Source organism: Pseudomonas karstica, assembly GCF_009707515.1.
Taxonomy (GTDB): domain Bacteria; phylum Pseudomonadota; class Gammaproteobacteria; order Pseudomonadales; family Pseudomonadaceae; genus Aquipseudomonas; species Aquipseudomonas karstica.
Genome location: NZ_WLYI01000027.1, coordinates 15075 through 41349 on the forward strand (window position 1 = coordinate 15075; position 26275 = coordinate 41349).

The 26275-nt window shown below is 59.1% G+C and carries 28 protein-coding genes and 1 tRNA gene; 10 read left to right on the forward strand and 19 right to left on the reverse strand.

What is annotated here, in order from left to right; translation table 11 throughout:
• Nucleotides 1–84: 84 nt before the first annotated feature.
• From GIR22_RS18870 to GIR22_RS18890, 5 genes are all read right to left on the reverse strand, one after another.
• On the reverse strand, nucleotides 85–480 hold the full coding sequence (locus tag GIR22_RS18870; RefSeq protein WP_154744785.1) for a PPC domain-containing DNA-binding protein: 396 nt from the start codon (nucleotides 478–480) through the stop codon (nucleotides 85–87).
• On the reverse strand, nucleotides 477–1028 hold the full coding sequence (locus GIR22_RS18875) for a PPC domain-containing DNA-binding protein (RefSeq protein WP_154744786.1): 552 nt from the start codon (nucleotides 1026–1028) through the stop codon (nucleotides 477–479). The genes GIR22_RS18870 and GIR22_RS18875 overlap by 4 nt, the downstream gene beginning before the upstream one ends.
• Entirely contained in the window at nucleotides 1028–2605 is a 1578-nt protein-coding gene (locus tag GIR22_RS18880) for an acyl-CoA synthetase (protein ID WP_154744787.1), read from the reverse strand. Before GIR22_RS18880 ends, GIR22_RS18875 begins: the two co-directional genes overlap by 1 nt.
• A complete protein-coding gene (locus GIR22_RS18885; protein WP_154744788.1) occupies nucleotides 2602–3771 on the reverse strand; it encodes an acetyl-CoA acetyltransferase in 1170 nt (389 codons plus the stop codon). The genes GIR22_RS18880 and GIR22_RS18885 overlap by 4 nt, the downstream gene beginning before the upstream one ends.
• Before the next feature lie 255 nt (nucleotides 3772–4026).
• Complete coding sequence (locus GIR22_RS18890) at nucleotides 4027–4935, reverse strand: LysR family transcriptional regulator (protein ID WP_154744789.1); 909 nt, start codon at nucleotides 4933–4935, stop codon at nucleotides 4027–4029.
• A 153-nt stretch (nucleotides 4936–5088) separates the two neighbouring features.
• Between GIR22_RS18890 and GIR22_RS18895 the strand changes: the two genes are divergently transcribed.
• Both GIR22_RS18895 and GIR22_RS18900 read left to right on the forward strand, forming a co-directional pair.
• Complete coding sequence (locus GIR22_RS18895) at nucleotides 5089–6159, forward strand: sigma-54-dependent Fis family transcriptional regulator (protein ID WP_154744790.1); 1071 nt, start codon at nucleotides 5089–5091, stop codon at nucleotides 6157–6159.
• A gap of 90 nt (nucleotides 6160–6249) precedes the next feature.
• Nucleotides 6250–7032 carry an SDR family NAD(P)-dependent oxidoreductase gene (locus GIR22_RS18900; protein ID WP_154744791.1) on the forward strand — a complete coding sequence of 261 codons (783 nt, stop codon included), beginning with the start codon at nucleotides 6250–6252 and terminating at the stop codon, nucleotides 7030–7032.
• A 61-nt stretch (nucleotides 7033–7093) separates the two neighbouring features.
• Here the strand turns inward: GIR22_RS18900 and GIR22_RS18905 are convergent, their stop codons facing one another.
• The 4 genes from GIR22_RS18905 to GIR22_RS18920 form a co-directional block, all read right to left on the reverse strand.
• A complete protein-coding gene (locus GIR22_RS18905; RefSeq protein WP_154744792.1) occupies nucleotides 7094–8032 on the reverse strand; it encodes an AEC family transporter in 939 nt (312 codons plus the stop codon).
• 71 nt (nucleotides 8033–8103) lie between these two features.
• Complete coding sequence (locus GIR22_RS18910) at nucleotides 8104–8901, reverse strand: SDR family NAD(P)-dependent oxidoreductase (RefSeq protein WP_154744793.1); 798 nt, start codon at nucleotides 8899–8901, stop codon at nucleotides 8104–8106.
• Nucleotides 8902–8962: 61 nt separating this feature from the next.
• The gene (locus GIR22_RS18915) at nucleotides 8963–9751 is read right to left on the reverse strand and encodes a phytanoyl-CoA dioxygenase family protein (protein ID WP_154744794.1); all 789 of its coding nucleotides are present in this window, start codon (nucleotides 9749–9751) and stop codon (nucleotides 8963–8965) included.
• A gap of 27 nt (nucleotides 9752–9778) precedes the next feature.
• Complete coding sequence (locus GIR22_RS18920; protein WP_154744795.1) at nucleotides 9779–10477, reverse strand: GntR family transcriptional regulator; 699 nt, start codon at nucleotides 10475–10477, stop codon at nucleotides 9779–9781.
• A gap of 100 nt (nucleotides 10478–10577) precedes the next feature.
• On the opposite strand from GIR22_RS18920, the gene GIR22_RS18925 reads away from it, so the two are divergent.
• Nucleotides 10578–11609 (forward strand): TRAP transporter substrate-binding protein, encoded by a 1032-nt coding sequence (locus GIR22_RS18925; RefSeq protein WP_154744796.1) that lies wholly within the window; start codon nucleotides 10578–10580, stop codon nucleotides 11607–11609.
• Nucleotides 11610–11755: 146 nt separating this feature from the next.
• On the opposite strand, the gene GIR22_RS18930 is transcribed toward GIR22_RS18925, so the two are convergent.
• Entirely contained in the window at nucleotides 11756–12190 is a 435-nt protein-coding gene (locus GIR22_RS18930) for a GFA family protein (RefSeq protein ID WP_154744797.1), read from the reverse strand.
• A gap of 108 nt (nucleotides 12191–12298) precedes the next feature.
• On the opposite strand from GIR22_RS18930, the gene GIR22_RS18935 reads away from it, so the two are divergent.
• Nucleotides 12299–13183, forward strand: a complete 885-nt coding sequence (locus GIR22_RS18935) for a LysR family transcriptional regulator (RefSeq protein WP_154744798.1) — start codon at nucleotides 12299–12301, stop codon at nucleotides 13181–13183.
• 433 nt (nucleotides 13184–13616) lie between these two features.
• On the opposite strand, the gene GIR22_RS18940 is transcribed toward GIR22_RS18935, so the two are convergent.
• Nucleotides 13617–13814: a hypothetical protein gene (locus tag GIR22_RS18940; protein WP_178122352.1), complete on the reverse strand. Its 198-nt coding sequence runs from the start codon at nucleotides 13812–13814 to the stop codon at nucleotides 13617–13619.
• Nucleotides 13815–13877: 63 nt separating this feature from the next.
• Between GIR22_RS18940 and GIR22_RS18945 the strand changes: the two genes are divergently transcribed.
• The 4 genes from GIR22_RS18945 to GIR22_RS18960 all read left to right on the forward strand — a co-directional run bounded on the left by GIR22_RS18945 (nucleotide 13878) and on the right by GIR22_RS18960 (nucleotide 16524).
• On the forward strand, nucleotides 13878–14180 hold the full coding sequence (locus GIR22_RS18945; RefSeq protein ID WP_154744799.1) for an ArsR/SmtB family transcription factor: 303 nt from the start codon (nucleotides 13878–13880) through the stop codon (nucleotides 14178–14180).
• A gap of 61 nt (nucleotides 14181–14241) precedes the next feature.
• Nucleotides 14242–15216 carry a zinc-dependent alcohol dehydrogenase family protein gene (locus GIR22_RS18950; protein ID WP_154744800.1) on the forward strand — a complete coding sequence of 325 codons (975 nt, stop codon included), beginning with the start codon at nucleotides 14242–14244 and terminating at the stop codon, nucleotides 15214–15216.
• A gap of 41 nt (nucleotides 15217–15257) precedes the next feature.
• The gene (locus GIR22_RS18955) at nucleotides 15258–15626 is read left to right on the forward strand and encodes an antibiotic biosynthesis monooxygenase family protein (RefSeq protein WP_154744801.1); all 369 of its coding nucleotides are present in this window, start codon (nucleotides 15258–15260) and stop codon (nucleotides 15624–15626) included.
• 262 nt (nucleotides 15627–15888) lie between these two features.
• On the forward strand, nucleotides 15889–16524 hold the full coding sequence (locus GIR22_RS18960; protein WP_154744802.1) for a BRCT domain-containing protein: 636 nt from the start codon (nucleotides 15889–15891) through the stop codon (nucleotides 16522–16524).
• A 180-nt stretch (nucleotides 16525–16704) separates the two neighbouring features.
• Here the strand turns inward: GIR22_RS18960 and GIR22_RS18965 are convergent.
• From GIR22_RS18965 to GIR22_RS18990, 6 genes are all read right to left on the reverse strand, one after another.
• A tRNA-Thr gene (locus GIR22_RS18965) sits at nucleotides 16705–16780 on the reverse strand.
• Nucleotides 16781–17291: 511 nt separating this feature from the next.
• The gene (locus GIR22_RS18970) at nucleotides 17292–18512 is read right to left on the reverse strand and encodes a methyltransferase (protein ID WP_154744803.1); all 1221 of its coding nucleotides are present in this window, start codon (nucleotides 18510–18512) and stop codon (nucleotides 17292–17294) included.
• Nucleotides 18493–19182 carry an ABC transporter permease gene (locus tag GIR22_RS18975; RefSeq protein WP_154744853.1) on the reverse strand — a complete coding sequence of 230 codons (690 nt, stop codon included), beginning with the start codon at nucleotides 19180–19182 and terminating at the stop codon, nucleotides 18493–18495. The genes GIR22_RS18970 and GIR22_RS18975 overlap by 20 nt, the downstream gene beginning before the upstream one ends.
• A 38-nt stretch (nucleotides 19183–19220) precedes the next feature.
• Nucleotides 19221–19916: an ABC transporter permease gene (locus GIR22_RS18980; protein WP_154744804.1), complete on the reverse strand. Its 696-nt coding sequence runs from the start codon at nucleotides 19914–19916 to the stop codon at nucleotides 19221–19223.
• Between the two features lie 73 nt (nucleotides 19917–19989).
• Nucleotides 19990–20754, reverse strand: coding sequence for a transporter substrate-binding domain-containing protein (locus tag GIR22_RS18985; protein WP_154744805.1), 765 nt, complete (start codon nucleotides 20752–20754; stop codon nucleotides 19990–19992).
• Nucleotides 20755–20767: 13 nt separating this feature from the next.
• Nucleotides 20768–21541 (reverse strand): ABC transporter ATP-binding protein, encoded by a 774-nt coding sequence (locus GIR22_RS18990; RefSeq protein WP_017738342.1) that lies wholly within the window; start codon nucleotides 21539–21541, stop codon nucleotides 20768–20770.
• Nucleotides 21542–22095: 554 nt separating this feature from the next.
• Here GIR22_RS18990 and gabP point away from each other — a divergent pair.
• The gene (gene gabP, locus GIR22_RS18995; protein ID WP_154744806.1) at nucleotides 22096–23487 is read left to right on the forward strand and encodes a GABA permease; all 1392 of its coding nucleotides are present in this window, start codon (nucleotides 22096–22098) and stop codon (nucleotides 23485–23487) included.
• A 147-nt stretch (nucleotides 23488–23634) separates the two neighbouring features.
• Here gabP and GIR22_RS19000 read toward each other — a convergent pair whose 3' ends face one another.
• Nucleotides 23635–24048 carry a hypothetical protein gene (locus GIR22_RS19000; protein ID WP_154744807.1) on the reverse strand — a complete coding sequence of 138 codons (414 nt, stop codon included), beginning with the start codon at nucleotides 24046–24048 and terminating at the stop codon, nucleotides 23635–23637.
• 167 nt (nucleotides 24049–24215) lie between these two features.
• Nucleotides 24216–25130 (reverse strand): alpha/beta hydrolase family protein, encoded by a 915-nt coding sequence (locus tag GIR22_RS19005; protein ID WP_154744808.1) that lies wholly within the window; start codon nucleotides 25128–25130, stop codon nucleotides 24216–24218.
• Between the two features lie 174 nt (nucleotides 25131–25304).
• Between GIR22_RS19005 and GIR22_RS19010 the strand changes: the two genes are divergently transcribed.
• Nucleotides 25305–26270 (forward strand): arsenic resistance protein, encoded by a 966-nt coding sequence (locus GIR22_RS19010; RefSeq protein ID WP_154744809.1) that lies wholly within the window; start codon nucleotides 25305–25307, stop codon nucleotides 26268–26270.
• Nucleotides 26271–26275 lie beyond the last annotated feature (5 nt).

Genomic DNA, 26275 nt, shown 5'->3' on the forward strand with positions numbered 1-26275 from the left:
CGAAAGTCCAGGGGCGCGGGGCTGCGAGACAGCTCTTTGCACATGGCTTCGATTTTCTTGTTATGGGGGTGGTGGGTGAAGAGGTCAGTCGGGCAGCCACTCCTGCAGCGTCAACTCGACCGTGATGAAGGTGAGGTTTTTGCCGCGCTCCAGGCGGCCGGCGTAAAGCTTGCCATCGGCATCGGCAACCACGGCCTGCAGGCGACTGGCACCGTTGAGAACTTCGCCGCTGACGCTGAGGATTTCGACCCCCGGGCCTTCGACATGGATCTGGATCATGCCCTGGCGACCCAGATAGCTGAGCTGGCCATCAACCAGGCTGCCCAATCCACCGCGAACCACGGCCAAATGGATGCCGTGGTCTCGGCACAGGGCTTCGGCGCTGTCGATGATGTCTTCGTTGGGCTTGAGACGGGCGATCACCAGGCGGCCCAGTCGGCCGCCCTGGACCAGGGACTCTTCGGTTACGGCGGCGTTCATGACACCTCCTGGAGAACGGGATGCAGCAGGTTGAAGTGGGTTTCCGCGTCAGGCAGGACCTGGTAGGCAACCTGCTCGAACAGGCACAGGCGAATCACCAGGGGCTCGCTGCCGACAATCAGTTTGTCCAGCACCAGGTGCCCGCCGTGCTGCTCGCCATCACGGTCCAGAAAGCCGGCATGGCAGTGCAACAACGGCGCGCCTTGGGCATCGCGGCCCACGGTGATGGCGCCGCTGATAAACGTGATGTAGCCGTCCAGAGCTACGGGCTGGCCGTAGTCATAAGGGCGTTCGAGCTTGTCGGTGACGATCATGCGGTGATAGCTCAGGTGTGCGGCGCCGCCACACAGAATGCGGCCCACCGCGCTGCCGTAGCGTCGACCTTCCAGCGCCTTGAGCACGCCTGCCGCGACGTTACTCGCCAACGGCAGGACGATGCGCAGTTCTTCGCTATAGGGCACTTCCAGGTCCAACCGTCGCGGTGACAGGGGCGGGCCTTGGTGAATAAACGTGCGCACGCCGGCACGCTCGGCGAAATGAGGAGTCATCAGGCCACCTCCTGGCGTTCTTCGAGCAGCGCGCGGATCTGTTTCTTGACGATCTTGCCGTAGCCCGACTTGGGCATCTCGTCCCAGCGCACAAAACGCTTGGGCCATTTGTAGCGGGCGATACGCGGCTCCAGGTACGCCAGCAGTTGTTCGTCGCTGACCTCGGCGGTGGTGACGATCACGGCATAACCGGACTCACCCCATTTTGCGTCGGGCATGCCCAGCACGGCAGCTTCGGTCACCGCCGGATGGCTGAGCAGGACCTCTTCGATCTCCCGTGGATACACGTTGGAGCCCCCGGAAATGTACATGTCCGAAGCCCGGCCGGTGATGAACAGGTAACCGTGCTCGTCCAGGTGGCCGAGGTCGCCGGTGTGGAACCAGCCGAACTTGAAACAGCTTTCGTTGGCCTTGGGGTTGTTGTAGTAGCCGCTGAATACCGCCGGCCCGCGCACGCAGATTTCACCGTCGATACCGGTATCCAGTTGGTTGCCGGCGTCATCGAGAATCGCCACTTGCATGCCGGTCCGAGGGTAGCCGCAGCTGCCGACCTTGGCGTTCGGCGAGTCCTCGCTTTCGTGGCAATCGGCGGGCAGCACGGTGATGTTGCCGGTCACTTCGCCCAGGCCGTAATACTGCACCAGGACCTTGCCCAGCTTGTTCAGGGCATGGCGCTGGTCGGCGCGATACATCGGCGCGCCAGCGTAAATCAAGTGGCGCAGGCTGCTGTGGTCGTAGCGGTCGACGGCGTCGCTTTCGGTGAGCATCTTGACGATGGTCGGCACGGTGAACAGGTTGTCCACGCGGTACTCCTGCACCAGGCGCCAGGCTTCGTCGCAGTCCAGTTTGTCGCTGGCCGGCAGGATGCAGGCGGCGCCCCGGGCGACATTGACCAAGGCATGGATACCGGCACCATGGGACAGCGGGGCGAGCACCAGCGATCGCGAATGCTGGCTCAAGCCAGGCATCAGGTCGGCTATATGGTTGGTGATCACAAACGCCATCTGGCCGTGGGTCAGCACCCCGGCCTTGGGCTGGCCGGTGGTGCCCGAGGTGTAGAAAAACCATAGCGGGTCGTGATACGTCACTTCGGCCGGGCGGAAGGCGTTGTGCAGCGCGCGGCCCTCATCGAGCAATTGGTCGTAGCTCAGTTCACCTTTGCGGGGCTGACTGATGGCGATGACCGTTTGCAGGCTCGGCGATGCCTCGCGCACGGCGTCGACGTAATGATCGAGGCCTTCGTCATACAGCATCGCCACCGCGCCGCTGGAGCTGCCCAGGTAGGCCGCCTCCGTCGGGGTGATACGCACGTTGGTCGGGACCCACACGGCGCCGAGGCGGAACGCGACCCAGGCACTTTCGAACAGCGGCAAATTGTTGCGCGAATGCACCAACAGCTTGTCACCTTTACGGATGCCGCGTTCACGCAAGGCTGCAGCGACGCTGTCGACCCGCATGGAAATTTCTTTCCAGGAGTGTTCCCGACCGCTGCGAATGAAGCCCGGTGCATCCGGATAGCGACGTGCAATCTGGTTGAGCATCTCCCCCAGGTTCATGACGTTGTCGATGCCCATCATTGCACGGCCTCCAGGATGCTCACGTAGTTGGTTACTGCTGCGCCGCCCATGTTGAACACCCCGGCGCGATCAGCCTTGGGCAGTTGCATGTCGCCGGCCTGGCCGGTGAGCTGCATGGCCGCCATCACGTGCATCGACACACCGGTGGCACCGATGGGGTGGCCCTTGGACTTGAGGCCGCCCGAAGGGTTGATCGGCAGGCGGCCGTCCTTGCGGCTGATGCCGTCGGCGATGACGCGTGCGCCCTGGCCACGTTCGGCCAGGCCCATGGCTTCGTATTCCAGCAACTCGGCGATGGTGAAGCAGTCGTGGGTCTCGACCAGCGACAGATCGGCCAGGCTCAGCTCGGCGGTCTGCAGGGCCTGTTGCCAGGCGCGGGCGGCGCCTTCGAAGTACGTTGGGTCGCGCTTGGACAGCGGCATGTAATCGTTGACCTGCACGGCGGCACGCAAGCGCACGGCATGACGGCGATCGCCCATCAGGTCGGCGCGACTGATCACCAGGGCGGCCGATCCATCGGTGATCAGCGAGCAATCGGTACGCTTCAGTGGCCCGGCCACGAAAGGATTTTTTTCTGATGGATTACGGCAGAAGTCATAACCGAAATCCCGTCGCATATGGGCGTACGGGTTCAGGACTCCGTTGGCGTGGTTCTTTGCGGCAATCATCGCCAGCGCATCGGATTGGTCGCCGTAACGCTCGAAATAGCTTTGTGCAATATTGCCGAACACCCCGGCAAAGCCCCCCTCGATGTCGGCTTCTTCCTTGGCGTAGCAGCACTTGAGCAGGATCTTGCCGACTTCGACGGTGGGCAGGGTATTCATCTTCTCGAAGCCCACCACCAGCGCGTGCTTACTCTGGCCGCTGAGCACGGCTTGCAGCGCCGAGTGGATCGCGGCGGAGCCGGTGGAACAGGCATTTTCCACGCGAACCGAGGGTGTGAAGCGCAATTGCGGAATATGGTTGGCCAGCAGGGCCGAAGGAAAGTCCTGATACAAAAAGCCGGCGTTGAAGTGGCCAACGTGGACGGAATCGATCTGTTCCGGCGCGATGTCGGCATGCGTCAAGGCGCCAAGGGCAGCCTCGGCCATCATCAGTTCTGGGTCGAGTTGGTCGAATTTGCCGAATGGCGAGTGATACCAGCCAGTAATAACGGGCGATCGCATAAGGGGGTCCTTGCGTGAATGTTGTTTACAAGGGCGATAGCAAGAGCGGTGCCAAGGATTGGCGAGGAGGACGCAGGCCTTATGGCGCGGGCGTTTTCGGGAAACACACGATGCCCAGGCAGATGTCACCTGGGAATCAGAGGGAGACACTATGGGAGACACCTGTCGCTTCAGATGAGTGTTCTTGGCGAGGTGCTTTGGCAGGATTGATGCGAGTAGCGGGCGCTGGGGGTTACGCCATGATCAAATGCCCCTTCAGGCCGTTTGTTGCTCGCGAGAGGCTTGCGCGCTGGCCTGTTGTGCACTCTCGATGAACGTCGCGATGCAGGGGTTGTGATTGTCTTCCTTCCACACCGCCACCACTTCGATAACTGGCGCATCGCGTAACGGTTTAAACGTGGTGGTGGCCAGGCGCATGTTGCACATCGAGCGCGGCACGATCGCAATCCCCAAGCCTTCGCCCACCAGGTTGACGATGGTTTGCTGCATGTTGATTTCCAGTCCGATGTTCGGGGTCACACCGTGCTGCAGGCAGTAGTTGAAGATTATGTCGTGCAGCGCCGGAGCGATCCGCCGTGGCACGATGATGAAGGTTTCCCCGGCCAGTTCGCGTGGGTCGATCACCGATTGTGCGAGCAACCGATGACCCGGTGGCAGCACCACGGTCATTTCTTCTCGAAAGAGGGTCACGGTTTCGAGCCCGGAGCAGTCCTGTGGGCGGTACATGATTGCCACGTCCTTGCTGCCGCTGCTGATGTCCTGGGCCAGGTCCAGCGGCAAGGTCTCGGTCAGCTTGAGGCTCACCTGCGGAAACTGCGCAGCGTAGCGCCGGGTAATCGCCGGGGTCACGCTGTAAGCCGTCGACATCATGAAACCCACCGAGAGTTCGCCCGCCGCCCCCCGCGCTGCAGCCAGGGCGTTGCGCTTGGCCTGCTCGAACGCGGCAAATACGGTGCCGGTATCCAGGTAAAAGCGCTGCCCGGCCTCGGTCAGCTCTACCCGTCGGCGTGAACGATCGAACAGCTTGACCCCCAGCTCTTCCTCCAACAATGCGATCTGTCGCGACAGCGGCGGCTGGGAGATATGCAAGCGCTCAGCGGCACGACCGAAGTGCAGTGTTTCTGCCAGTGTGCGGAAATATTGCAAATGGCGGAGCTCGATCATGATGCTCTCAAAGGTATCAATAGATGATTTATTATGGATTGGAAAATATAAGTACGCCTGGTTTATTGTCATTCAACGCCATATCGACGGCTGCATCACAAGTGCGGTGAGTCGACATAGTCACGAGCTATACAATAATAAAAGGTGACGCTGATGCCTTCCGTACACGAACACCCTTCGTTTGCTCGAGCCCACGCAACCTCCGTTTACCCAGAATGCGATATTGCCCACGACACTGACCCGCAAGTGCGCCAGGCGTTTCGCCGCGCGTTGCGCTTGATGGAGCGCGGCATCGCCGTACTCATCCAGGGTGAGACGGGCACGGGCAAAGAGGTGTTGGCTCGTGCGCTGCACGAGCACAGTCAGCGCCATGGTGCACCCTTGGTCGCCCTCAATTGCGCATCCATCCCCGAAACCCTGATCGAAAGCGAGCTGTTCGGCTATTCCCGCGGTGCGTTTTCCGGTGCCCTGCCCACTGGCAAGAAGGGCAAAGTGGCGCAGGCCGATGGCGGCACCTTGTTCCTCGATGAAATCGGCGACATGCCATTCGAGCAGCAAACCCGCCTGTTACGCGTGATCGCCGAGCGTGAGATCACCCCGCTAGGTGCCGAGCGCAGCGTGCCGGTGAACTTCGCGCTGATCTGTGCGACCCACCAATCCCTCACGCATCTGGTGGAAAACGGCAGCTTTCGCGAAGATCTGTTCTACCGCATTGCCACCGGCGTAGTGCAATTGCCGGCGCTGCGTGAACGCACTGACCGTGCCGAATTGGTGTGCAGCATGGTCGCCACCGAATTGCCCGGTTGCGATCCACGCCAGGTGATCGCTGCCGATGCCTGGCCCTTGCTGCTAGGACACTCGTGGCCGGGCAATCTGCGGCAGATGCGGGCGGTCATCCGTTATGCCTGTGCGGTGAAGGAAGGTGCGCGAATCCAGCGCTGTGACCTGCCCGCTGATTTCCTCGCACAAGCAGGTGGTCAGCCTTTGCAGCCAGCCCGCACAAACGTGCAGAACGTCACGCCGATTCGCCAGGGCAAACCCGCCACGGCACCTGTGGATGAGCGCGAGGACGTACTGGGTGTGCTCATCGATTGCCGCTGGAACATGACCGCCGCTGCCCGTGCGCTGGGCATCTGTCGGCCATCGCTGTATCGCGTACTGCGGCGGCTGGACATTGCGCCGCTCAAGAACCAGTTGGCGCTGGGCCGCTACGCCCCTTCCTGACTGTTTCCAACGTCTGATTTTCATTGAAAAACCGGCCGTTTCCCGTTTATCGGGAAGGCCGACCTGCGTCCAGATCAAGGGATAACAATAATGAGTGCCTCTGCCAATTTTGCGCCGATCAGTTTTTCCCTCGAGGGCCGTAACGCGCTCGTCACCGGTGCTGCCCGCGGGATCGGCTACGCCATCGCCGTCGCCCTGGGGCAATGCGGTGCACGGGTCGCTATCTGTGATCTCGACCATGACGCCGCCGAACGCGCGGCGGCACAGTTGGGCGAGTTGGGTATCCATGCCATTGGCCTGGGAGTGGATGTTGCCGATGAGCAACAGGTGGATGCGATGGTGAGCCAGGTCGGGCGTGCGCTGGGGAGCATCGATATTCTGGTCAACAACGCCGGCATCGTGTCGACCGCACCGCTATTAGAGGTGAGCGCGGCCGAATGGAAGCGTGTCATGGCGATCGACCTGAACAGTGTTTTCTACTGCGCCAAGGCGGTACTGCCCGGCATGATGGCCCGCCGCTCGGGGCGGATTATCAATATCGCCTCGGTCGCTGGGAAACGCGGTGGTGGCCTGCTGGGCAACAGCTGTTATGCCGCCGCCAAAGGCGGTGTGATTGCCTTGACCAAAGGGCTGGCGCGGGAAGCCGGGCCGTTCAACATCACCGCCAATGCGGTATCGCCGGCGCTGACCGATACTGAAATGACCAGCACCCTGAGTGCCGAGGCGCGGGCTCGGGTGTTGGTGGACATGCCGTTGGGACGTGCTGGGACACCACGAGATATCGCCGCTGCTGTTTGTTTCCTGGCATCGGATGCGGCGAGTTTCGTGACCGGGGAAATCATGGACGTGGACGGTGGGTACATGCGCGATTAAGCGGTTACCGAGGGTAGGGCGCGCCCGCTGCAGGATCATCGAAACCCTGTAGCGAGGTACTTTATTGATGCGGTATCCACGCCAGGATCACTGACACCGTTAGCAACGAACATAATGTCGAAATCAGGATTGTGCGCGACATGGTGTTCGCCTCCCGGCCAAACAATTCCGCCAGCATAAAGGGCCCGTTGCCCACCGGTAATGCGCTTAGCAGCAGAGCCGCCCAGGCCCACATTGGCGGCAATTCGAACACCCAGAACACCAAGGCCCCAGTCACCGCTGGCTGTACCAATAACTTCATTGTGACCAGCATGCCCAGGGTCTGGCCGTTGACCTTGTGTGAGTGGGTGGCGGCCAGGAATAAACCAATGGAGACCAGTGCGCAGGGGCCCGCTGCTGCGCCGAGAAACTGGAACAACTGCTGCACGCCGGTGGGCAGCACCACACCGCTCCACGCCACCAGGCAACCCAGTACCGGCGCCACCATGATCGGGTTGCGCAGCAGCGAACCGCCGACCTTGGCCAGCGTTCGGCCCAAATGTTTTTCGCTCTGGCGAAACATCTCGATCATCACAATCGCCAGGGCGAACAGCAGGCAGGCGGTCATCAAGGTACCGATCACGGCTGGCGCGATACCCGCCTCACCGAACGTCAGCAGGCACAGCGGAATGCCCAGGAACCCGGAGTTGGGATAGGCGGCGCCCAACGCATCGATAGTGGCGTCGATGAAGTGCGCCTTCTTGCGCAGCCGCAGCCACAAAGTCACCAGGAACACTACAGCCATGCCCAGGGCGAAAGCGGCGACGAAACGCAGGTTGAGTGCCTGCACCGAGGCCAGTCGAGACATCGACTCAAACAGCAGGGCTGGCAACCCGAGATAAATGACAAAGCGGTTGAGCTCGGTGGACGCATTGGGCCCAAGGATGCCGCGTCGGCGGCAGAAGAAGCCGACAAAAATCAGACTGAATACTGGAAAGGCAACATTGAAGATGGCGAGCATCGCCGCACGTGTCCTTACCGCCGCGGTGAGCCACGGCAGATAGCGAAGAGAAAAAGCTGGCGCGTCCGGATTCAGGCGCAGCGCAGGGTCAGGCCGCCATCAACCACCAGGTTGGTACCGGTGATGTAACGCGCGGCATCGGAGGCCAAAAATAGCGCGGCGTGAGCCACGTCCCAGGCATCGCCCATAAAACCCATGGGGCATTGCGCGTGACGGGTGTCGAGCATGGCTTGAACCTCACCGCCGTAGGCCTTGGTCAGCGATGCGCTGACCATCGGTGTGTTCATGAACCCGGGCGACACGCAGTTGGCGCGGATGCCCAGTGGCGCGTACTGAACCGCAATGTTCTGGGTGAAGGCAATCATCGCCGCCTTGGTCGCTGAATAGCCGACATAGGGGAAGCCCAGCCAATGGGTTGCGGCAATCGAGGCGATGTTGACGATGGCGCCGCGTTTCTGTGCCTCCATCACCGGCAGGGCGTACTTGCAAGTCAGAAACAGGCTGGTCTGGTTGACGGCCAACAAGCGGTTCCAGCTCTCTTCGCTGGCCTCCACCGGGCCGCCGGTTTCGGCGATACCAACGTTGTTGTGCAGCACGTCCAGGCGACCGAAATGATCCTGCGCAGCCTCGACCATACGGCGCATGTCGGCTGAGTTGGAAACATCGCCGGTGAATACTTCGCAGGTGCCGCCTTCTTCGCGAATAATGGCGCAAGTGGCTTCGGCCGATTGCAGGTCACGGTCCACCGCCAGTAGCCTGGCGCCTTCGCGTGCATACAACACCGCCGCCGCCCGACCATTACTCCAGCCCTCGGCGATGGCGCCAGCGCCCGTGACGATTACAACTTTATCGCGCATGGAATCGTTCATCGTGGTTGTCCTTTTTATGGCGATGGCTGCCCGCCGAACACGGCTCGGCGGGCAGCGGGGCTCAGGCGACGGCTCGTTGAAACTCGTCGAGACAGGTGTCGTCGAGGGTCTGGATCGGTGTGAAGTCGCGATGAGCGATGTAGTCCGGGCGCTGGAATTTGCGGATCGCGTTCTCTACCGAGTTGGTGGTGACGTACAGTGTGTTGCGGTCCCATGGCGACAGGTTCGGCGACGACGCATGCACCAGCGTGCTCTGGAAAATCAACACCGTACCGGCGACGCCTTTGGGCGCGACGATCCCTCCCTGCTCAACCAAATCCGACACCTTGGCATTGTCCAGGGTCCACAAGGGATAGCTTGTCGTGGTCAAGTCGTGGCTGGCATCCAGGCGGCCTTCCTTGTGTGAGCGGGGAATGAACATCAGCGGCCCGTTGAACTCGTTGACGTCGTCGAGGAATATCGCCACGTTCATTGCCCGAGCCTCGGGCATGCCATCATCCTGGTGCCAGGTGCCGAAATCCTGGTGCCATTGCCAGATATCGCCATTGAACGCAGCTTTGGCATTGATCTTGAACTGGTGCATGTACACCTCGCTGTTCAGCAATTGCCGCGCCGGATCGATCAAGCGTGGATGGCTGGCCACCCGGGCGAAGACTTCGTCGAAGGTATGAGCGGCGAACACGGTGCGTACCGCGCCACTTTTTTCCTTGACCACTTCGTCACGGTTCATCTGGTACAGCGCTGGAAGACGGGATTTCATCAGTGCTGCTTCCTGTTGTGAAAACAGGCTCGGCAGCAGGATGTAGCCTTCTTCGTCATAAGCCTTGATTTGTTCTTGTGTCAGCTTCATGAATGCCTCCAGGGGTAAGTCCGCAGGTCAGGCCTGCTTTAGTTTTGTCGCGTGTTCCGAGCCCTCCAGAATCCGCGCCAGATGTTCTGCAGCCGTTTCGGCGTGCTGTTGGGCAAGCCGCCCGGCCAGTTCTTCATTGCCATCGAAAATGGCACCAAGGATGGCTTCGTGTTCATCCCATACGCCCTCGAACGTGCGTACGTCGTTCTGAAGAATCGAACTCATGGTCCGGCGGATGTGGTGCCAGTGCAGGGCGGTGGTCTGGGCGATCACCGGGTTGCCGGACATTTCATAGATGAACTGGTGGAATGCCATGTCGAGGCGCACCAGCGCGCTAGTGTCATTGGCAGTGGCAGCTGCCCGGCCCTGACTGACCAGTTTGTCGGCGATGAGCTTGAGTTTTTCTGCAGTGTTTTGCCGGACAAGTCGTGCGGCGCTGCGTGCCGCGAGTGCGTCCAGGGCGGCGCGCACTTGATACAGCTGCACCAGCTTTTGCGGGTCGAGTGGCGTGACGATCACCCCTTTGCGGCCGTGGTCTTCAATAAAGCCTTCGCGCTTGAGGATCTGGAAAGCCTGAAGGATCGGCTGGCGTGAAACCCCCAGTTGTGCAGCCAGGCCTTCCTGCGTCACGCGCTCATTAGGCTGCAGCGTCCCCTCGCAAATGGCGTCCAGAATGGCGTCGTAGACTTGTTCGATCAGGTGCGCCGGGGTATTGAGCTTTTGCATGATGCTTCCCTGTTTTCGTGTTCTGTATACAGACTACAAATCTATCGCTATGCTGTCAATGCACTCTTTTATCCATAAAAATATCAAGTGGAGAGTCATCATGACCGGCATCTCACGTCGTCGATTTGTCCAAACCCTGTCCCTTGCCTCAGCCGCCTTGCTGGCCGCCGGATCGGGCCTGTACAGCGAAAACAGTCGTGCTGCAGAGTTTCGGCTGAAGTTCGCCAACAACTTGCCCCTGAACCACCCCATGAATGTCCGTGCCCGCGAGGCCGCCAAGCGTATTGCCGAGGAGTCCCAAGGCAGTGTCGCGCTGCAAGTCTTTCCCAGCAGCCAATTGGGCGGCGACACCGACATGCTCGCCCAGGCGCGTTCCGGGGCCATCGACTTCTATGCAGGCCCACCGGTCATTTTGGGCACCCTGATACCTTCCGCACAGATCAGCGCAGTGGGTTTCGCGTTCAAGGATTACGACCAGGTATGGGCGGCGATGGACGGCGAACTGGGCGCGCATATCCGCACCGAGATTGCCAAGAGCGAGGTGTTATTTGCCTTCGAAAAAATCTGGGACAACGGCTTTCGAGTCACGACCACCAGTAGCCGGCCAATTGCGACACCCGCTGACTTGATGGGCATGAAACTACGGGTCCCGCCAAGCCCGATCATCATGTCGATGTTCCGCAGCTTCGAGGCCGCACCGGCGAGCATCAACTTCTCCGAGGTTTATTCCGCTTTGCAGACCCGTATTGTTGAAGGTCAGGAAAACCCGCTGACATTGCTCGCTTCCGCCAAGTTGTATGAAGTGCAGAAATATTGCTCGATGACCAACCACATGTGGGATGGCTTCTGGATTCTTGGCAATCAATCGAAGTTTGCCGCGCTGCCCGAGCCGGTGCAGGCCCTTGTGACGAAGCATATCAACGAGGCCGGGGTGAACATGCGCGCCGATCTGCGAACGATGCAGTTGGACGTCATCGAGGTGCTGACCAGCAAGGGACTGATCTTGAGTAACGTCGCCCCCGAGGCTTTCCGCCAGAAGCTGCGTGATGCGGGCTACTACTCCCAGTGGCGCGAAACGTTTGGGGAGAAACCGTGGGCGTTGTTGGAGAAAATAAGTGGGTCGTTGGCTTGATCGACCCACCTGCCCCATACAACGGTTTGAAGGCTGTAAGCGGTGCCTACCTTGTAGGCGAATTGCTCATGACATGGTGGTCGATGCCAGGCTTGCGCGGCGGGCTGCGCTTGTCGAGGCGTTCGGCCTACTTCACTCGCTAGCCTTCAACCATTCAGGGCACTCATAAAGGCTTCAGGTGTTGGGCTTTCCGGCCACTGGGCAACCCCTTCTGGCAGGACAAACCACGGCTGTTTGCACTTAACCCAGATATGCGCCATGGGTGCCAATTGCCCGGCGCCCTCAAGCACGCCCGCGCGCACCACCCGCATGCCCGGGGCAGCAGTGGTTTCGTTGAACAACCTGGTGAAACAGCTACCGCAGGCATACTGGGTTGAAGTCTGCCCCTCATGCTCATAGCTGTAAGTGCTCATGCCTCCAGACACCTCCACCGCCTGCGCGACACACAGCATGTGCAGGGCGAACGCACTGCCGCTCCAGCGCTGGCAGTTCAGGCAATGGCATGCGTATAGGGGCGCGGGGGTATCGACTTGCAACTGCAGACGGACTAGTCCGCACCGGCACTGACCTGTAAAGCCCATGGTGTCACTCCTGATAATGGCTCACTGCAACGATAGGTGAGGCGCATAATCCACGTTCCTCGCCCTGGGTAGAAGGCAGCAAATGAAGCAACCGTTGGTAAAGAATGTATGAGCGGCCTGGAATGGGAAAGCCAGCGGGTATTTCTCGCAGTGCTGCGTAGCGGCAGCCTGTCCGGTGCGGCGCGGCTGTTGGGTATCGCCCAGGCCACGGCGCGTCGGCGACTGGAAAACCTTGAGGCCAGCCTGGGCGTAAGCTTGTTCACCCGTACCCCCACAGGCCTGACGCCCACCGCTTCGGCACGGGGGCTGACGCACCATGCCGAGTCAATGGCTATCGCTGCCGAGGCATTCAACCGCATGGCCAGCGCCGACACGGACGTGGCCCAGGGCACGGTCAGGCTGGCCAGCAGCGACTTGCTGGGAGTCGAGGTATTGCCCGAGTTACTACGTGGGTTCCACCACAGCCACCCGGGGTTGAACCTGGAGCTGAGCATCAATGATTCGTTGGAGGATATCTCCCGCCAGGAATCGGATATCGCCGTGCGCCTGCTGCGCCCGAGCGAAGCCGGCATCGTTGTGCGACGCGCCGGTGCCTTGCGTGTCGGTATATATGCCAGCGCCGAATGTATTGACCGCTACGGTAAACCCACGAGCCTCGAAGCCTTGCGACGAGGCCCATTGATTGGCCCCGACCGGCGTTCTGCCGACCTGCGCCGGCTCGTCGAAGTGGGACTGTGTGAAGCAGGCCAGCGCTTCGTGATTGCTACCGACAACCACCTTGCCCAACTCGCCGCGCTCAAGGCCGGGCTGGGCTTCGGCTTGTGCCCCGCGACCATCGCCGCGGCCCATGGCCTGATCCACATTCTGCCGGACAGCTTCAGCTTCGAGGTCGACGTGTGGATTGCCATGCACAACGACCTGCGCAACGTTGGTCGTATTGCTCGAACGTTTGGGGCACTGGGGAATGCGTTGAGTGAGTATCTTGCTGGGTAGGAGGGCTCCAGTCCTTTTTCCCACTTTTCATAAAACCCAGAAACGATAAAGCCCTGCATTGTGGGGCTTTGAATGTGGTGCGGCACCAGACGAACGGTAGCTGTTGGCGGGGCTAGGTTTTCTGCGGCTCTGGAATTTGGTGGAAAATTTGGCGTACCCCAACTAGTAACTATAAATAAATCAGCTGGTTATGGCGTTCGGTGGAATCGAATTCGGGATTTTTTAGATGTCAGCACGTTGTCGGTCTGCAAGTAATTCAGAGCCGCATACGGAATGGTAAACCTCCCGAATTCTAACGTTGTTGATCATCCCCTCCGTCGAGAATAGGTAGGAATCCGCCAAAAGCTGCCGTGGCGACAGGCAGCAGACGGCCGATTCTGTTGAAAAAGTCGGTTCGTCCAGACTGCCCCAATACTGACCGCTGAAAACGTCTTTATTGCGCGTCGCTACGCGAAATCTGAGCCCCGAATCCGCCGATTAAAGTACAGATTTCAACCTCAAACGCATACTTTTCTACCGTGGAAACCATGGCCGACTTTTTCAACAGAATCGGCCAGAAGCGGTCAGTCGGATCGGCGGCCGGCGCCTTCAACCTATCGCCATAAAGCCCCCGGGGGAAAATCACTACCATGCGTATTTGGTCCTCTGTTGGCTCTCGCATTGACATATCTGTAAATCTCGATATCCTCTGCTCATGGAATTACTTGAAATATTCAAAGCCCTCTCAAATCCTACACGCCTTGAAATCTTGAAGGGCTTGAAGGACCCCGTAAAGAATTTCCCTCCGCAGGATGAAGGTGACGTTCTTACGGTGGGGGTCTGCGTCAGTAGTATTCAAGAAGGTATCGGGCTGTCGCAGTCAACGGTGTCTGGCTATCTTGCAACTCTGCAACGAGTGGGCTTGGTCGAAGTCAGGCGCATCGGCCAGTGGACCTACTACAAGCGCAATGAAGCAACCATCAGTGCGCTTGCCGAGATCATAGGGAAAAGTTTGTAATTTTTTACTGCATCATATTGAGATATCTCGATATCCCTTTTTATAGATGCGAGGAGTTTTAATGAAAGCGATGATGCTTAAATCATTTGGCGGCCCGGAATCGTTCGAACTCTGCGACGTGCCCAAGCCAGTGCCGCGTGCGGGACAAGTCCTGGTGCGGGTACACGCAACCTCCATCAACCCCTTGGATTATCAGGTTCGACGTGGCGATTATCCCGACTTGGTGCAACTGCCGGCCATTACCGGACACGACGTATCGGGCGTTGTCGAAGAGGTTGGGCCGGGTGTGACGACCTTCGCTCCGGGGGACGAAGTCTGGTACACCCCGCAAATATTTGACGGGCCAGGAAGTTATGCCGAGTACCACGTAGCGGCCGAAAGCATTATCGGGAAGAAACCGCCATCACTGAGCCATCTTGAGGCGGCAAGTCTGACCCTGGTTGGCGGGACGGCGTGGGAAGCACTGGTCGTGCGTGCAGCGCTCAGAGTGGGGGAAAGCATCCTCATACACGGCGGCGCGGGGGGAGTCGGTCATGTGGCGATCCAGCTGGCAAAAGCCATGGGTGCAAGGGTGTACACGACCGTGCGTGAGGCAAACTCCGAGTTCGCACGAAGTTTAGGTGCCGATGTGGTCATCGACTACGAAAAGGAGGATTACGTCGACGCCATCATCCGAGAAACGGGTGGCCGCGGAGTCGATGTCGTGTTCGACACCATCGGCGGCAACACACTGTCGCGTAGCCCCGACGTGCTCGCACAACTTGGCCGCGTGGTCACGATTGTGGACATTGCACAGCCACAAAACGTCGTTCAGGCCTGGGGAAAAAACGCGAGTTATCACTTCGTTTTCACAAGACAGAACCGCGGCAAGCTTGATGAACTGAGCGCATTGGTAGCGCGCGGCCAGCTTCGGCCGCACGTTGGCGCTGTCTATTCGCTTGCCGACCTTGCGCTCGCCCATGCCCGGTTGGAGAGCTCCAACAACGGCATTCAAGGAAAAATCGCGATTGCAGTCGAACCATCGCTCATCTCGTAGGTGCGTACTTTTAACCGTTTAAGTCATATCAGAGGAACGCCATGATTTATGAAATCGCTCTGCTCCCCGTCCACAAAGAACGCATTGAAATGTTCAGACTTGCATTTGCCGAGGTCGCTCCTTTGCTCACCCGCGCAAAAGGTTACGGCGGCCACCTACTCGCGAAAGGGATCGAAAGCCCAGAGATGTTCAACCTGATAGTAAGGTGGCAATCACTCGAAGATCACACGCCGGGCTTCGAAGAGAGTGAAGACCATCGAATGTTCATGATGGGCTTGGAGGAATATTTTTCGGAGGAACCGAGGGTCTACCATATTGAAGGGGCGGCTTTTTCTGCTGGCGAACATGATGATTCGAACAGCGCCGTTCGCATGGATAATGCTAGAGCCTCAATAGGTCTGTGGCTTTAAAGCAATTGGCCGTTGTCGGAAATATGCAGGCTAGTTGAGGCGAAAAAGGGGACGGATTTGAATGGCACTTACTTAACATGTTTAGCGTGCCCATTTTTCCTGACATCTGCCCTTGCTGACCGACGTAAGAAAAAGGGGACGGATTTATTTTCTTATCAAAAATGGGGTGTCTGCGCGTAGTGGTGCTAGGTTTGAATACAACATTTGCTAACCCGGTAATGCTTCAGTATCGAGCCAACACTCATCTCAAGGAAAACCCGTAATGGACCTACACAACGAGTTCGAGAACAGCAAATTCTTCCACCGCGCTCGTATCGATCGACGCGCCGCCGATGCCTTGGTGGGGTTGGCCGCTGGGATTACGGCGGACGGTGTTGTGAATGCCACCGAAGCGGTTTTTCTAAAGCAATGGTTGGAAAATAATCTCGCGCATCTGAATGACCCAGTGATCAATCTGTTGTATTCGCGTTTGGCATGCATGCTTCAGGACGATGCTCTAGACAAGGATGAGTCCCTAGAGCTACTTAACATGCTGCGTGGTTTTTCTGGAGTGAACATTGAGAGGCCGAAGGTCATCGGCGCTGTTGCTCCTACTGATCTTCCGTTCAACTCACCAGCCCCTGATTTGATGTGGGATGGCCGGATGTTTGTGTTTACGGGAGTCATGGCCTTTGGGCCACGTAAGGAGTGTCAGGCGTTGGTCGAAGAACGGGGTGGATTGATTGGGGGCGGCGTGAGTAAGAAGGTGCATTACCTGGTGGTAGGTAGCGTGGGTAATGAGCAGTGGCGGCACAGTACTTATGGTACGAAGATCATAAAGGCCGTGGAGTTGCGGGAGGCGGGCGCTTCGATTGCCATTGTGGGTGAGGATCATTGGCAAAGGATGCTGTTTGGTTGAGGCTGCTCCGTTCGTGGTGTTTTGGGAAAGGAAGCCCTTGGTTTTGAACGGCAGATTGTCGGTGGGTATGACGGTTTCATCGCGCGCAGGCTCGCTCCCACGGGCTCCAGTGTGTGGACGAAAAGTGAACGTTCCAGAAACAACAAAGCCCCCGCATTTCTGCGAGGGCTTTGTTTTGTATGGTGCCGGCACCAGGAGTCGAACCCGGGACCTACTGATTACAAGTCAGTTGCTCTACCAACTGAGCTATACCGGCGTGTTAGGGCGACGATTATAGCGATTGGAAAGCTTCTGTAAACCCCTGAATTCTGACTATTTTTCGTAGCCCCGGCTTTTTTCCTGCCAGCCCCCAGATTTCGATATCTCCCAAGCTCATCGCCCCTGCCACTGCATGGGCTGCAGATGCCGCGTCCAAGCGCTTTCGGGCCGAGTGCAGGTGGTTTCCACGGTGGGTTCGGAAGCTTTCAAAACTACCGCCATGGCCGCCTGTTGTTTTCGCTGATTGGCTTGTCGAGAGGGCCCGAATAGACCGGCTTATGCTCTTGGCGACGGATGCTTATGCACAATCCGTTGGTCACGCATGTCATGAAATAGCCATTTTGTGGAGCCGTTCTCATTGCGCTGCAACTGCCTGTTTTTCGTGCGTTTTATTTTATGAACAAAAAATGTACAGCGGGCCTTTTACCCTGTAGCGCTTGTTTTTACGGCCTTGCCAAAGAATCCATCAACAGAGTTATCCACAGGGCGCGGGCACGACAGCCTGCCCTCTAATCGCGCTCGGCCAGCACCATCAAGTTGCGCGGGGTCAGCTGTGTTTCGCAGAAGCTGCCCAGTTGCACCTTGTAGCCTTTTTCCGCAAGAAACAGTGCTCGGTCCAACACCAGCCACATTTCCAGCGGGCGCCGGAACAGGCCTCGCAGCAGTTCCAGGTTCCGCACTTCGGCCAGGCGCTTCCAGCCTTGGGTTTCCAGTGCCTGCCAATCCTGTTCGCCTGGGGATAACCCTTTGAGCGCTGCCAGTTCCTGGCAGTAGTCAGCGAAGGGTTGGCCCAGCCAGCGATTGGGCAGCGATGGCGTCGGCAAGTATTCATCGCGCCCGCGCAGTTGCCGTTGCAGCAGATCAAACCCCAGGCGCCTGGCCATGGATGTATCCCGCTGATGGCGTACACGGGTGCCGGCGGTGACTGTTTCGCTCAGGGGCAGGCCGAGATCCTCCACCGACAAACACAAGGCAGAAGCCCCGGCCGCCGCTGACAGCGTCTGGTAGTGGTCGGTGTTGATGCGGTTATAGCAGCAGGGCGCTACCGCCAATTGCTTGCAGCCGGCTGCACTGGCCAGTTGCATCAGGCGCACATGCAGGTCGCCGCAGGCATGCAGGGCGACGGGGGAGTGGTCGCGGCTGAGCTGCAAGGCGGCATCGGCCGCCATTACATTCTGCTGGCGGTGAGTGACCGTCAATCGGTGGTGGTCGCTCAGGGCCTGGCCCGAGGCGATGAGGGCCGGGTCGTATTCCAGGCAGGTCAGCTGTTGCCCCGGTTGCAACAGGCGGCGGCCGAGGTGGCCCTTGCCGGAGCACCAGTCCAGCCAATGGCTGGGTGTTTCGGTAAATTGCAGGGCGCTGCCGAAGGCTTCGATCTGCTGCCATTTACGGCCCGGCACGTCGACGTTCAAGCGATGGCGGGCGGCATGAAGGGGCTGGGTCGGTAACTTATCCACAGCACTGAGGCGAACGGCTTGCTCGGCCAGTTGAGGGAAAGGCGCTGGCGCCGATAGCGCGTGGGGCTGGTTATGACTGCTTTCTGCATCAGCCAGCGAGCGCTGACGTAACCACTGGGCCATGTCGGGATGGTGTGCTTCCCACGGCAATTGCAGATGCGTAAAGGGCCGTGGTCGCCACAGCCCCTGGTGTTCGGTCAGGAATGCATCCAGCGCCTGGAAGCGGGCGAGCAGGTGCTCACCCGCCAAGTGTTCAGCGCCCCTGGCAGGCATCGACCCGTAACCAGCGTTCCAGCAGCTTGAAGCCGCGCACCAGTACATAAGCCATCAGCAGGTAGAACATCCCGGCGGCGAAGAAGATCTCCACTGGCAGGTAGGTTCGGGCAATGATGGTTCTGGCCATGCCGGTCAGCTCCAGCAAGGTCACGGTGCTGGCCAGGGCGCTGGCCTTGAGCATCAGGATCACTTCGTTGCTGTAGGCCGGCAGGCCGATCCGCGTTGCACGCGGCAGGATGATGTAGAACAGTGTCTTGGGTTTGGACATGCCCAGGGCCCGTGCCGCTTCGATTTCGCCAGGCGGAATGGCCTGGATCGCGCCCCGCAGGATTTCGGCAATGTAAGCGGCAGTGTGCAGGGTCATGGTGGCGGTGGCGCACCAGAACGGGTCCCGCAGGTAGGGCCACAGGGCGCTTTCGCGCACGGCATCGAACTGCGCCAGGCCGTAGTAGACCAGAAACAGCTGCACCAGCAGCGGTGTACCCCGGAAGAAGAAGATGTAGCAGTAGGGCAGGGTGCGTACGTACCACAGGCGCGAGGAGCGCGCGATGCCCAGCGGAATCGCCAGCACCAGGCCGGCGATGACTGCAATGGCTACCAGTTCCAGGGTCAGGGTGGCGCCCTGGGCAAGTCTCGGCAGCCACTTGATGATCACGGCCCAGTTCAGGCCGAGGTCGAAATGCGACAGCCAGCTGTAGTCCCCATTCATTGCGTGCTCCTCGCAAAGCCGCGAGCGGCGCGTTTTTCCAGGAAGTACATGCCGGTCATGGCCAAGACGGTCAGGCCCAGGTACATGAAGGCTGCAACCATGAAGAAGGTGAAGGGTTGCTTGGTGACGGTCACGCCGATTTGCGCATGGCGCATGATTTCTTCCAGGCCGATCACCGAGACCAGGGCGGTGTCCTTCATCAGGATCATGAACAGGTTGCCCAGGCCCGGCAGGGCGATGCGCCACATTTGCGGCATGATCAACCGGGTGAAGATACGAAACTTCGACAAGCCCAGTGCAACACCCGCTTCACGATGGCCCTTGGGGATGGCCAGGATCGCGCCGCGAAATACTTCCGTGGCATAGGCGCCAAAGCACAGGCCCAGGGCGATAACCCCGGCGGCGAAGGCGCTGAGAGACAGGTCGGGGTTGCCGAACCACTCCCCGAGGGCACGCATCAGGTTGACCGTGCCGAAGTAAATCAACAGTACCCACAGCAGTTCCGGAATACCGCGAACCAGAGTCGAATAGGTGCCGCCAAGCCATTGCAGCAGCTTGTACGGGGACGTCTTGGCCAAGGCGCCGGCAAGGCCCAACACCAGCCCCAGGCACAGGGCCGCGAGGGCGAGTTTGACGGTCATCAGCGCGCCGGCAGCGAGTGCGGGGCCGAATCCGTAGAGATCGAAATTCATGGTTTAGTCGTTTCGCAAGGCAAGGCTCAAGACCGGCGCACTCAAGTGAGTGCGCCGGACAGGCAATTCAGGATCATTCGATGCTGAAAGGGAAGTACTTGTCGTTGATCTTCTTGTAGGTGCCGTCGGCCTTGATTTCAGCCAGTGCCTTGTTCAGACGCTCGCGAAGCGGGTCGCCTTTACGTACCGCGATACCGATCTTGTCGCTCTCTACCACAGGCTCGCCTTTGAATTCGTAGGCTTTGCCGGCATCGCTCTTGAGCCACTCGTATTGCACGTACTTGTCCGCCAGGATGGCGTCAACGCGGCCGGAGGTCAGGTCGAGGTAGGCGTTTTCCTGGGTGTCGTAGAGCTTGATATCCACGCCATAGTCGTCTTCCACGTTGCGGTCATCCAGCCAGGTGCCGGCCAGGGTCGCTCGCTGGGAGCCGATGACTTTGCCTTTGAGGTAAGCCTTGTCGGTCTTGAAGTCGGTCGTGGCTTTAGGTGCGATGAACTGCAGCTTGTTGGAGTAGTACGGGTCGGTGAAGTCGACGGCCTGCTTGCGTTCATCGGTGATGGAGAGCGAGGAGACGAGGAAGTCGAACTTCTTGGCGTTCAGGGCCGGAATGATGCCGTCCCAGTCTGAAACGTACACTTCGCACTTCTCGACTTTCATCTTGGTGCACAGGGCGTCGCCGATGTCCTTGTCAAAACCCACTACGTTGCCGCTGGCGTCTTTATTGTTGAAGGGTGGGTAGGCTGCCTCGATCCCCATTTTCAATGTCTCGGCCATGGCCGTGGCGCTGAACGCCATGGTGACGGCGGCAGCCAGAAGGATTTTTTTATAGTTCTGCATGCATGTTGCTCCGTTAGCGGTTGCTGGACATGAATTGTTTGCAGCGCGCCGAAAGCGGGTTTTCAAACACCTGCTGTGGCGATCCTTGCTCTTCGACCAGGCCTTGGTGGAGGAACACCACTTCACTGGACACCTGACGGGCAAAGCCCATTTCATGGGTGACCAGCAGCATGGTGCGGCCTTCTTCGGCCAGTGCGCGGATCACATTAAGTACTTCCTGAACCATTTCCGGGTCAAGGGCCGAGGTGGGCTCATCGAACAGAATGACTTTGGGCTGCATCGCCAGGGTACGGGCAATTGCGGCGCGTTGTTGTTGGCCGCCGGACAATTGCGCCGGGTAGGCGTGGCGCTTGTCGCTGATGCCGACCTTGGCCAGCAGGGCTTCGGCCACTTCGATGGCCTCGGCCTTGCTTTGGCCAAGCACCCGGCGCGGTGCCTCGATGATGTTGTCGAGGATGCTCATGTGCGGCCACAGGTTAAAATTTTGAAACACAAAACCGATTTCGCTGCGCAGGCGATTGATCTGCTTACCATCAGCGGCCATCAACTCGCCGTTTTTCGCGGCTTTGAGCTTGAGTTCTTCGCCGGCTACCAGGATCTGACCCTGGTGTGGGTTTTCCAGCAGGTTGATGCAGCGCAGGAACGTGGACTTGCCGGAACCGGAGGAACCCAGGATCGAGATCACATCGCCGTCGCGGGCGGTCAGCGAGATACCTTTAAGTACCTCCAGCTCACCGTAGCGTTTATGCAAGTTGCGGATTTCAAGCGCGGGCGTGGCCTCAGCCATGTGCGGTCCTCATTGTGTTCATTGCGCTCCTGCTGTTGGCTCGCCTTCCTGGCGAGGCGCCAAGCTAGCATAGCGTCTGGATGACAGCCAACAGCGGTACGGGGGGTAATCAGGTGGCATGTGGCAGGTTGTCGCATCGATACAGCAGCGTGTCGCGCCATCAACAACCGAACATCCGTTTTAACCTGAAATTCCGTGGGCTTCAGCTAAAAAAGGGCGCGATGGTGCCAGCTTTGGCCGGGTGTTGGAAGGGTTAACCGGGCAAACGGTTCACATCGGCTCTTTTATGAGGCATCCCGTACTTTGTGTGTGTGTTTTTGGTGCGCTCATTCTTTTGAAAAGTGAGTCACCGGGTAACGATCTGGCGAATTGCCATTAATCTCAATGACTTGCGAAGCGTGAGGCGAACCTCTGGAGACGGCGTTAACCGCGGGCTTGTAACATTTTGGCGTAATTCTTGCGTAAAAAATAAAGAACGCTCTGTTGGATTATTTTCACGAGAAGGTGTGTAGACCGAGCGGACCGCATTCGTAAATCCTCGCAAAGGTGTGTCAATGAGTAGTATGCAAAGCTCCAATGACCTCGAACAGGGGCTCAAACCGCGTCACGTCACCATGCTGTCGATTGCCGGCGTCATCGGCGCCGGCCTGTTTGTTGGCTCCGGCCACGCGATTGCCGCGGCAGGCCCGGCGGTACTGCTGGCCTACGCGGCTGCCGGTACGCTGGTGGTGTTGGTGATGCGCATGCTGGCCGAGATGGCCGTGGCGTCACCGGATACCGGTTCGTTTTCCACCTATGCCGACCGGGCAATCGGTCACTGGGCCGGTTTCACCATCGGCTGGTTGTACTGGTGGTTCTGGGTATTGGTCATTCCCTTGGAGGCCAATGCCGCTGCGACCATCCTTCATGCCTGGTTCCCTGACGTGGCCATCTGGGCGTTTACCCTGATCATCACTTTGCTGCTGACCGCCACCAATCTGTGCAGCGTGAAGAACTACGGCGAGTTCGAGTTCTGGTTTGCCCTGATCAAAGTGGTGGCGATCATCGGTTTTGTGATTCTCGGGCTGCTGGCGATTTTCGGTTTCCTGCCGGGTAGCCAGGTCAGCGGCGTGTCGCACCTGTTCGACACCCAAGGCTTCCTGCCCAACGGCATGGGCGCGGTGTTGGCGGCGATTCTGACCACCATGTTTTCCTTCATGGGCACCGAGATTGTCACCATTGCGGCTGCTGAATCGAAGAACCCGAGCCAGCAAATCACCAAGGCGACCAACTCGGTGATCTGGCGGATTGGCTTGTTCTACCTGCTGTCGATCTTCATCGTTGTCGCGCTGGTGCCCTGGAATGATCCGAGCCTGGCGGCTGTAGGTTCCTACCAAACCGTGCTGGACCGCATGGGCATTCCAAATGCCAAGCTGGTTGTTGACCTGGTGGTGCTGGTTGCCGTGACCAGTTGCCTGAACTCGGCGCTGTACACCGCCTCGCGCATGCTGTTCTCCCTGGGGCGTCGTGGTGATGCGCCGGCCGTGGCCAAGCGCACCAACAAGAGCGGCACGCCTTACTGGGCCGTGTTGCTGTCCACCGGCGCGGCATTCCTGGCGGTATTTGCCAACTACATGGCCCCGGCGGCGGTGTTTGAGTTCCTGCTGGCCAGTTCCGGTGCTATCGCGCTGCTGGTGTACCTGGTGATTGCGGTATCGCAGCTGCGGATGCGGCAGAAACGTGCGACGGCCGGGGAGAAGATTGACTTCAAGATGTGGCTATTCCCGGGCCTGACCTATGCGGTGATCGTGTTTATCGTCGGCACGCTGACCATCATGCTGTTCCAGGAAGCACATCGGGTGGAGATTATCGCCACTGGGGTTCTGAGTTTGCTGGTGGTTGTGGCGGGGTTGATTGTGGCGAGCCGGCGCAAGGGCCAGAAGGTCGGTGCTGCAGTGCTCAATTGATGAGCTGAAGGGGTTGTAGACGCTGCCAAGGAGTGGGGCTGTGATGGGCTGCGTAACAGCCCCAAGGGCGGTCCTGCGGACACGCATCGCAGCCTCGTACCTCGGCAGCGGCTACAACGGGAAAGCCCGCACACATTTTGTTTGGTGTCAGTCTTGTGAGCTGGCCAGCGCCTGGGACGCCGCCACGTAATCGGCCTGAAATTCCGGCGATTCAATCCACGCCAATGCCGCTGCTTCATCATCGGTATCCGTGGACCACTGCCGATACTCAATCAGCGCCGCCAGGATAAAATCCGTCGCTTCTTCTTCGCCTTCCTGCTCCAACACCAGCGCCAGCAGCGGGTGTGCCAGGAACACTGAGCACAGCGCCTGTTGGCTGGTTTCTCCAGCGTTGCGCATCTCTACAAACAGTTCGGTTAAATCCACCGACTCAAGATCGATACGGCTGTCATCGCCCTCAAAGGCATCCTTTTTTGGCGCAACTGCCCGCTGGGTGCGATTCTGCTTGGCCTTGGCTTTTGCCCGGTGGGCACGTTTTTGTTGCTTGTTCGGCGAGGCCATGGGGCTTTCGTCCTTGGTTCAGGATCTGGATGGGCTATTGAAGCGCAGCTCTTGGAAAATCCCAAGGGTTTGTGTGATAGATCAGCTTCCATCGTGCGCAGCGTCACTGCGTGAAGTTCCTCTTGCGCGCGCGACAGTAGGAAATGCAGAGCCTTTCGGTGGCTCTTTTACCGCATGATCTGTTGACCTGGCGTATCAGCGCCCAGCTCGCCATTTTGGAGCCAATAAAGTGCAATCGGCCACAATCGGTCCTGATACTGCCTGCGAAAAAACGCAAAATGCCCGACTTCTTTTTCGCCTATATCTTCGGGTGCGATGCGTAGGTGTGTTCTTTCACTGGCCTTGAAATAGTTCAGCAAACGCTCGATGGCCGGCACCGTGCCGAACGGATCATCGGTAATGCTGATTGCCAGGACCTGTGCCTTTACCCGAGCGAATGGCAATTCACCCAAGGCCCGCCCGCTGGGTCGCGTCTCGTAAGTCGGCGTTGGCATCATCCAGTCCCGAACCACGCCCGTCGGTGTATCTTCCAGCCAACCCATGCGTTTGCCCGGAAAGTATCCACACACTGCGGTCACCAACGGCATAACCACATGCCACTTGCCAAGCATCCGCCAGCGCCCGCTCGCCTCGTAGTCACGCCAGTACGCAAACTGCGCGCCCACGGTGACCAGTCGACGAATTACCGCGCCGGATTTCCCCAATCCCGCCGCGCAACCGCCAAAGCTGTGCCCCACGACATCAATCGGCTGCCCGGCAAACTCCCGTTGCGCCCGCTGCAGTATCGCCTCGAAATCCAGCACGCCCCAATCCGACCACGAGGCCTTGAACCCGCGCAGCGAGCCGCTACGCGATTCACCGATCCCACGGTAGTCGTAGGTGATGACGTCGAAACCATTGGCAAACAGGTAATCGGCAAAGCGTGAATAGTGACGGCAGCGCACTGAGGTGGCGGCATTGATGATCACCACCGGGCGCTCGATATCGGTGCGTATATGTCGCCAGGTGAAGCCGCCAATCGGGTAGCCGTCGGCGGCGGGCTCGCTGAAGGCCTCGGGTTGAGGCCGGGTGGGTAGGTTCATGGGCGGGGCTCGGTTCTTGCGCTTTCGTTGGGGCTCAGAGGCCCGTGCGCAGTTTTATAGGAGGTCGACGCTAACAAATTTCACCCACTAAAGGCTTGGAGAATTTTCCGCTGCTCGACCTTGGCCTCGCAGATGCATAGGCTTATGGCCTTTCGATCCATCAAGAGTCCGGTCATGACCCGCGACACACTCGAGCAAAACCAGATCCCGGTGTACTTCGTGACGGTACTGCTGGCCGTCGCCCTTGGCCTGCTGGTGCCTTCACTGGCTCAAGGCCTGGGAGCCCTGGTCACGCCCGCCATTGCCGTACTGATGTACGCCATGTTTCTGCAAATCCCGTTTCTGGATCTGCGCCAAGGCGTGAGTAACAAGCGCTTCATGGCGGCGCTGCTGCTGGCCAACTTCATTCTGATCCCGCTACTGGTGTGGTTGCTGACCCGCGGGCTGGTGGATCACCCGGCCATTCTGGTGGGCGCCTTGCTGGTGTTGCTGACACCGTGTATCGACTATGTAGTGGTGTTTACCCACATCGGCAAGGGCGATTCGCGGTTGATGCTGGCGGCAACGCCGGTTCTGCTGCTGCTGCAGTTGGCGCTGCTACCGGTGTACCTGGGGTTCATGTTGGGGGCGCAATCGGGGGTGGTCGTTTCGGTGGGGCCTTTTGTCGAGGCCTTTATGTTGCTGATTGTCGCGCCGATGATCCTGGCGGTGCTGACAACAGCCTTGTCGCACCGATCAACAGTCATCAGTCGATGGAATGACGCCTGGGCCTGGTTGCCAGTCCCGGCCATGGCGCTGGTATTGCTGGTGGTGATCGGCTCGCAAATCATCTCGGTGGTGCGCGATATCGAGCTGCTGGCGCCGGTGATTCCGGTGTATATCGGCTTCCTGTTATTGGCGCCGTTGATGGGGGCGCTGGCTTCCCGGCTGTTCAAATTGCCAGCCACGGCAGCTCGGGCGGTCACGTTCAGCGCTTCGACACGCAACTCGCTGGTGGTGCTGCCCTTGGCCCTGGCGCTGCCGGAAGGTGTTCGCGGGCTGGCCGCTGCGGTGGTCATTACCCAGACGTTGGTCGAGCTGGTAGGGGAGTTGGCCTACATTCGCCTGATCCCTGCATGGGTGAGGCCCGTAGGCAGGTAGGCAGC

Coding starts and splice junctions, on each gene's coding strand:
- gabP (WP_154744806.1), top strand. CDS start 22,096: ATGAGTAGTATGCAAAGCTCCAATGACCTCGAACAGGGGCTCAAACCG.
- GIR22_RS19010 (WP_154744809.1), top strand. CDS start 25,305: ATGACCCGCGACACACTCGAGCAAAACCAGATCCCGGTGTACTTCGTG.
- GIR22_RS18905 (WP_154744792.1), bottom strand. CDS start 8,032: ATGCTCGCCATCTTCAATGTTGCCTTTCCAGTATTCAGTCTGATTTTT.
- GIR22_RS18970 (WP_154744803.1), bottom strand. CDS start 18,512: ATGCCTGCCAGGGGCGCTGAACACTTGGCGGGTGAGCACCTGCTCGCC.
- GIR22_RS18895 (WP_154744790.1), top strand. CDS start 5,089: ATGCCTTCCGTACACGAACACCCTTCGTTTGCTCGAGCCCACGCAACC.
- GIR22_RS18945 (WP_154744799.1), top strand. CDS start 13,878: ATGGAATTACTTGAAATATTCAAAGCCCTCTCAAATCCTACACGCCTT.
- GIR22_RS18925 (WP_154744796.1), top strand. CDS start 10,578: ATGACCGGCATCTCACGTCGTCGATTTGTCCAAACCCTGTCCCTTGCC.
- GIR22_RS18940 (WP_178122352.1), bottom strand. CDS start 13,814: ATGGTAGTGATTTTCCCCCGGGGGCTTTATGGCGATAGGTTGAAGGCG.
- GIR22_RS18930 (WP_154744797.1), bottom strand. CDS start 12,190: ATGGGCTTTACAGGTCAGTGCCGGTGCGGACTAGTCCGTCTGCAGTTG.
- GIR22_RS18875 (WP_154744786.1), bottom strand. CDS start 1,028: ATGACTCCTCATTTCGCCGAGCGTGCCGGCGTGCGCACGTTTATTCAC.
- GIR22_RS18920 (WP_154744795.1), bottom strand. CDS start 10,477: ATGCAAAAGCTCAATACCCCGGCGCACCTGATCGAACAAGTCTACGAC.
- GIR22_RS18955 (WP_154744801.1), top strand. CDS start 15,258: ATGATTTATGAAATCGCTCTGCTCCCCGTCCACAAAGAACGCATTGAA.
- GIR22_RS18950 (WP_154744800.1), top strand. CDS start 14,242: ATGAAAGCGATGATGCTTAAATCATTTGGCGGCCCGGAATCGTTCGAA.
- GIR22_RS18900 (WP_154744791.1), top strand. CDS start 6,250: ATGAGTGCCTCTGCCAATTTTGCGCCGATCAGTTTTTCCCTCGAGGGC.
- GIR22_RS18980 (WP_154744804.1), bottom strand. CDS start 19,916: ATGAATTTCGATCTCTACGGATTCGGCCCCGCACTCGCTGCCGGCGCG.
- GIR22_RS18890 (WP_154744789.1), bottom strand. CDS start 4,935: ATGATCGAGCTCCGCCATTTGCAATATTTCCGCACACTGGCAGAAACA.
- GIR22_RS18910 (WP_154744793.1), bottom strand. CDS start 8,901: ATGAACGATTCCATGCGCGATAAAGTTGTAATCGTCACGGGCGCTGGC.
- GIR22_RS18885 (WP_154744788.1), bottom strand. CDS start 3,771: ATGCGATCGCCCGTTATTACTGGCTGGTATCACTCGCCATTCGGCAAA.
- GIR22_RS18915 (WP_154744794.1), bottom strand. CDS start 9,751: ATGAAGCTGACACAAGAACAAATCAAGGCTTATGACGAAGAAGGCTAC.
- GIR22_RS19000 (WP_154744807.1), bottom strand. CDS start 24,048: ATGGCCTCGCCGAACAAGCAACAAAAACGTGCCCACCGGGCAAAAGCC.
- GIR22_RS18870 (WP_154744785.1), bottom strand. CDS start 480: ATGAACGCCGCCGTAACCGAAGAGTCCCTGGTCCAGGGCGGCCGACTG.
- GIR22_RS18880 (WP_154744787.1), bottom strand. CDS start 2,605: ATGATGGGCATCGACAACGTCATGAACCTGGGGGAGATGCTCAACCAG.
- GIR22_RS18990 (WP_017738342.1), bottom strand. CDS start 21,541: ATGGCTGAGGCCACGCCCGCGCTTGAAATCCGCAACTTGCATAAACGC.
- GIR22_RS19005 (WP_154744808.1), bottom strand. CDS start 25,130: ATGAACCTACCCACCCGGCCTCAACCCGAGGCCTTCAGCGAGCCCGCC.
- GIR22_RS18960 (WP_154744802.1), top strand. CDS start 15,889: ATGGACCTACACAACGAGTTCGAGAACAGCAAATTCTTCCACCGCGCT.
- GIR22_RS18985 (WP_154744805.1), bottom strand. CDS start 20,754: ATGCAGAACTATAAAAAAATCCTTCTGGCTGCCGCCGTCACCATGGCG.
- GIR22_RS18935 (WP_154744798.1), top strand. CDS start 12,299: ATGAGCGGCCTGGAATGGGAAAGCCAGCGGGTATTTCTCGCAGTGCTG.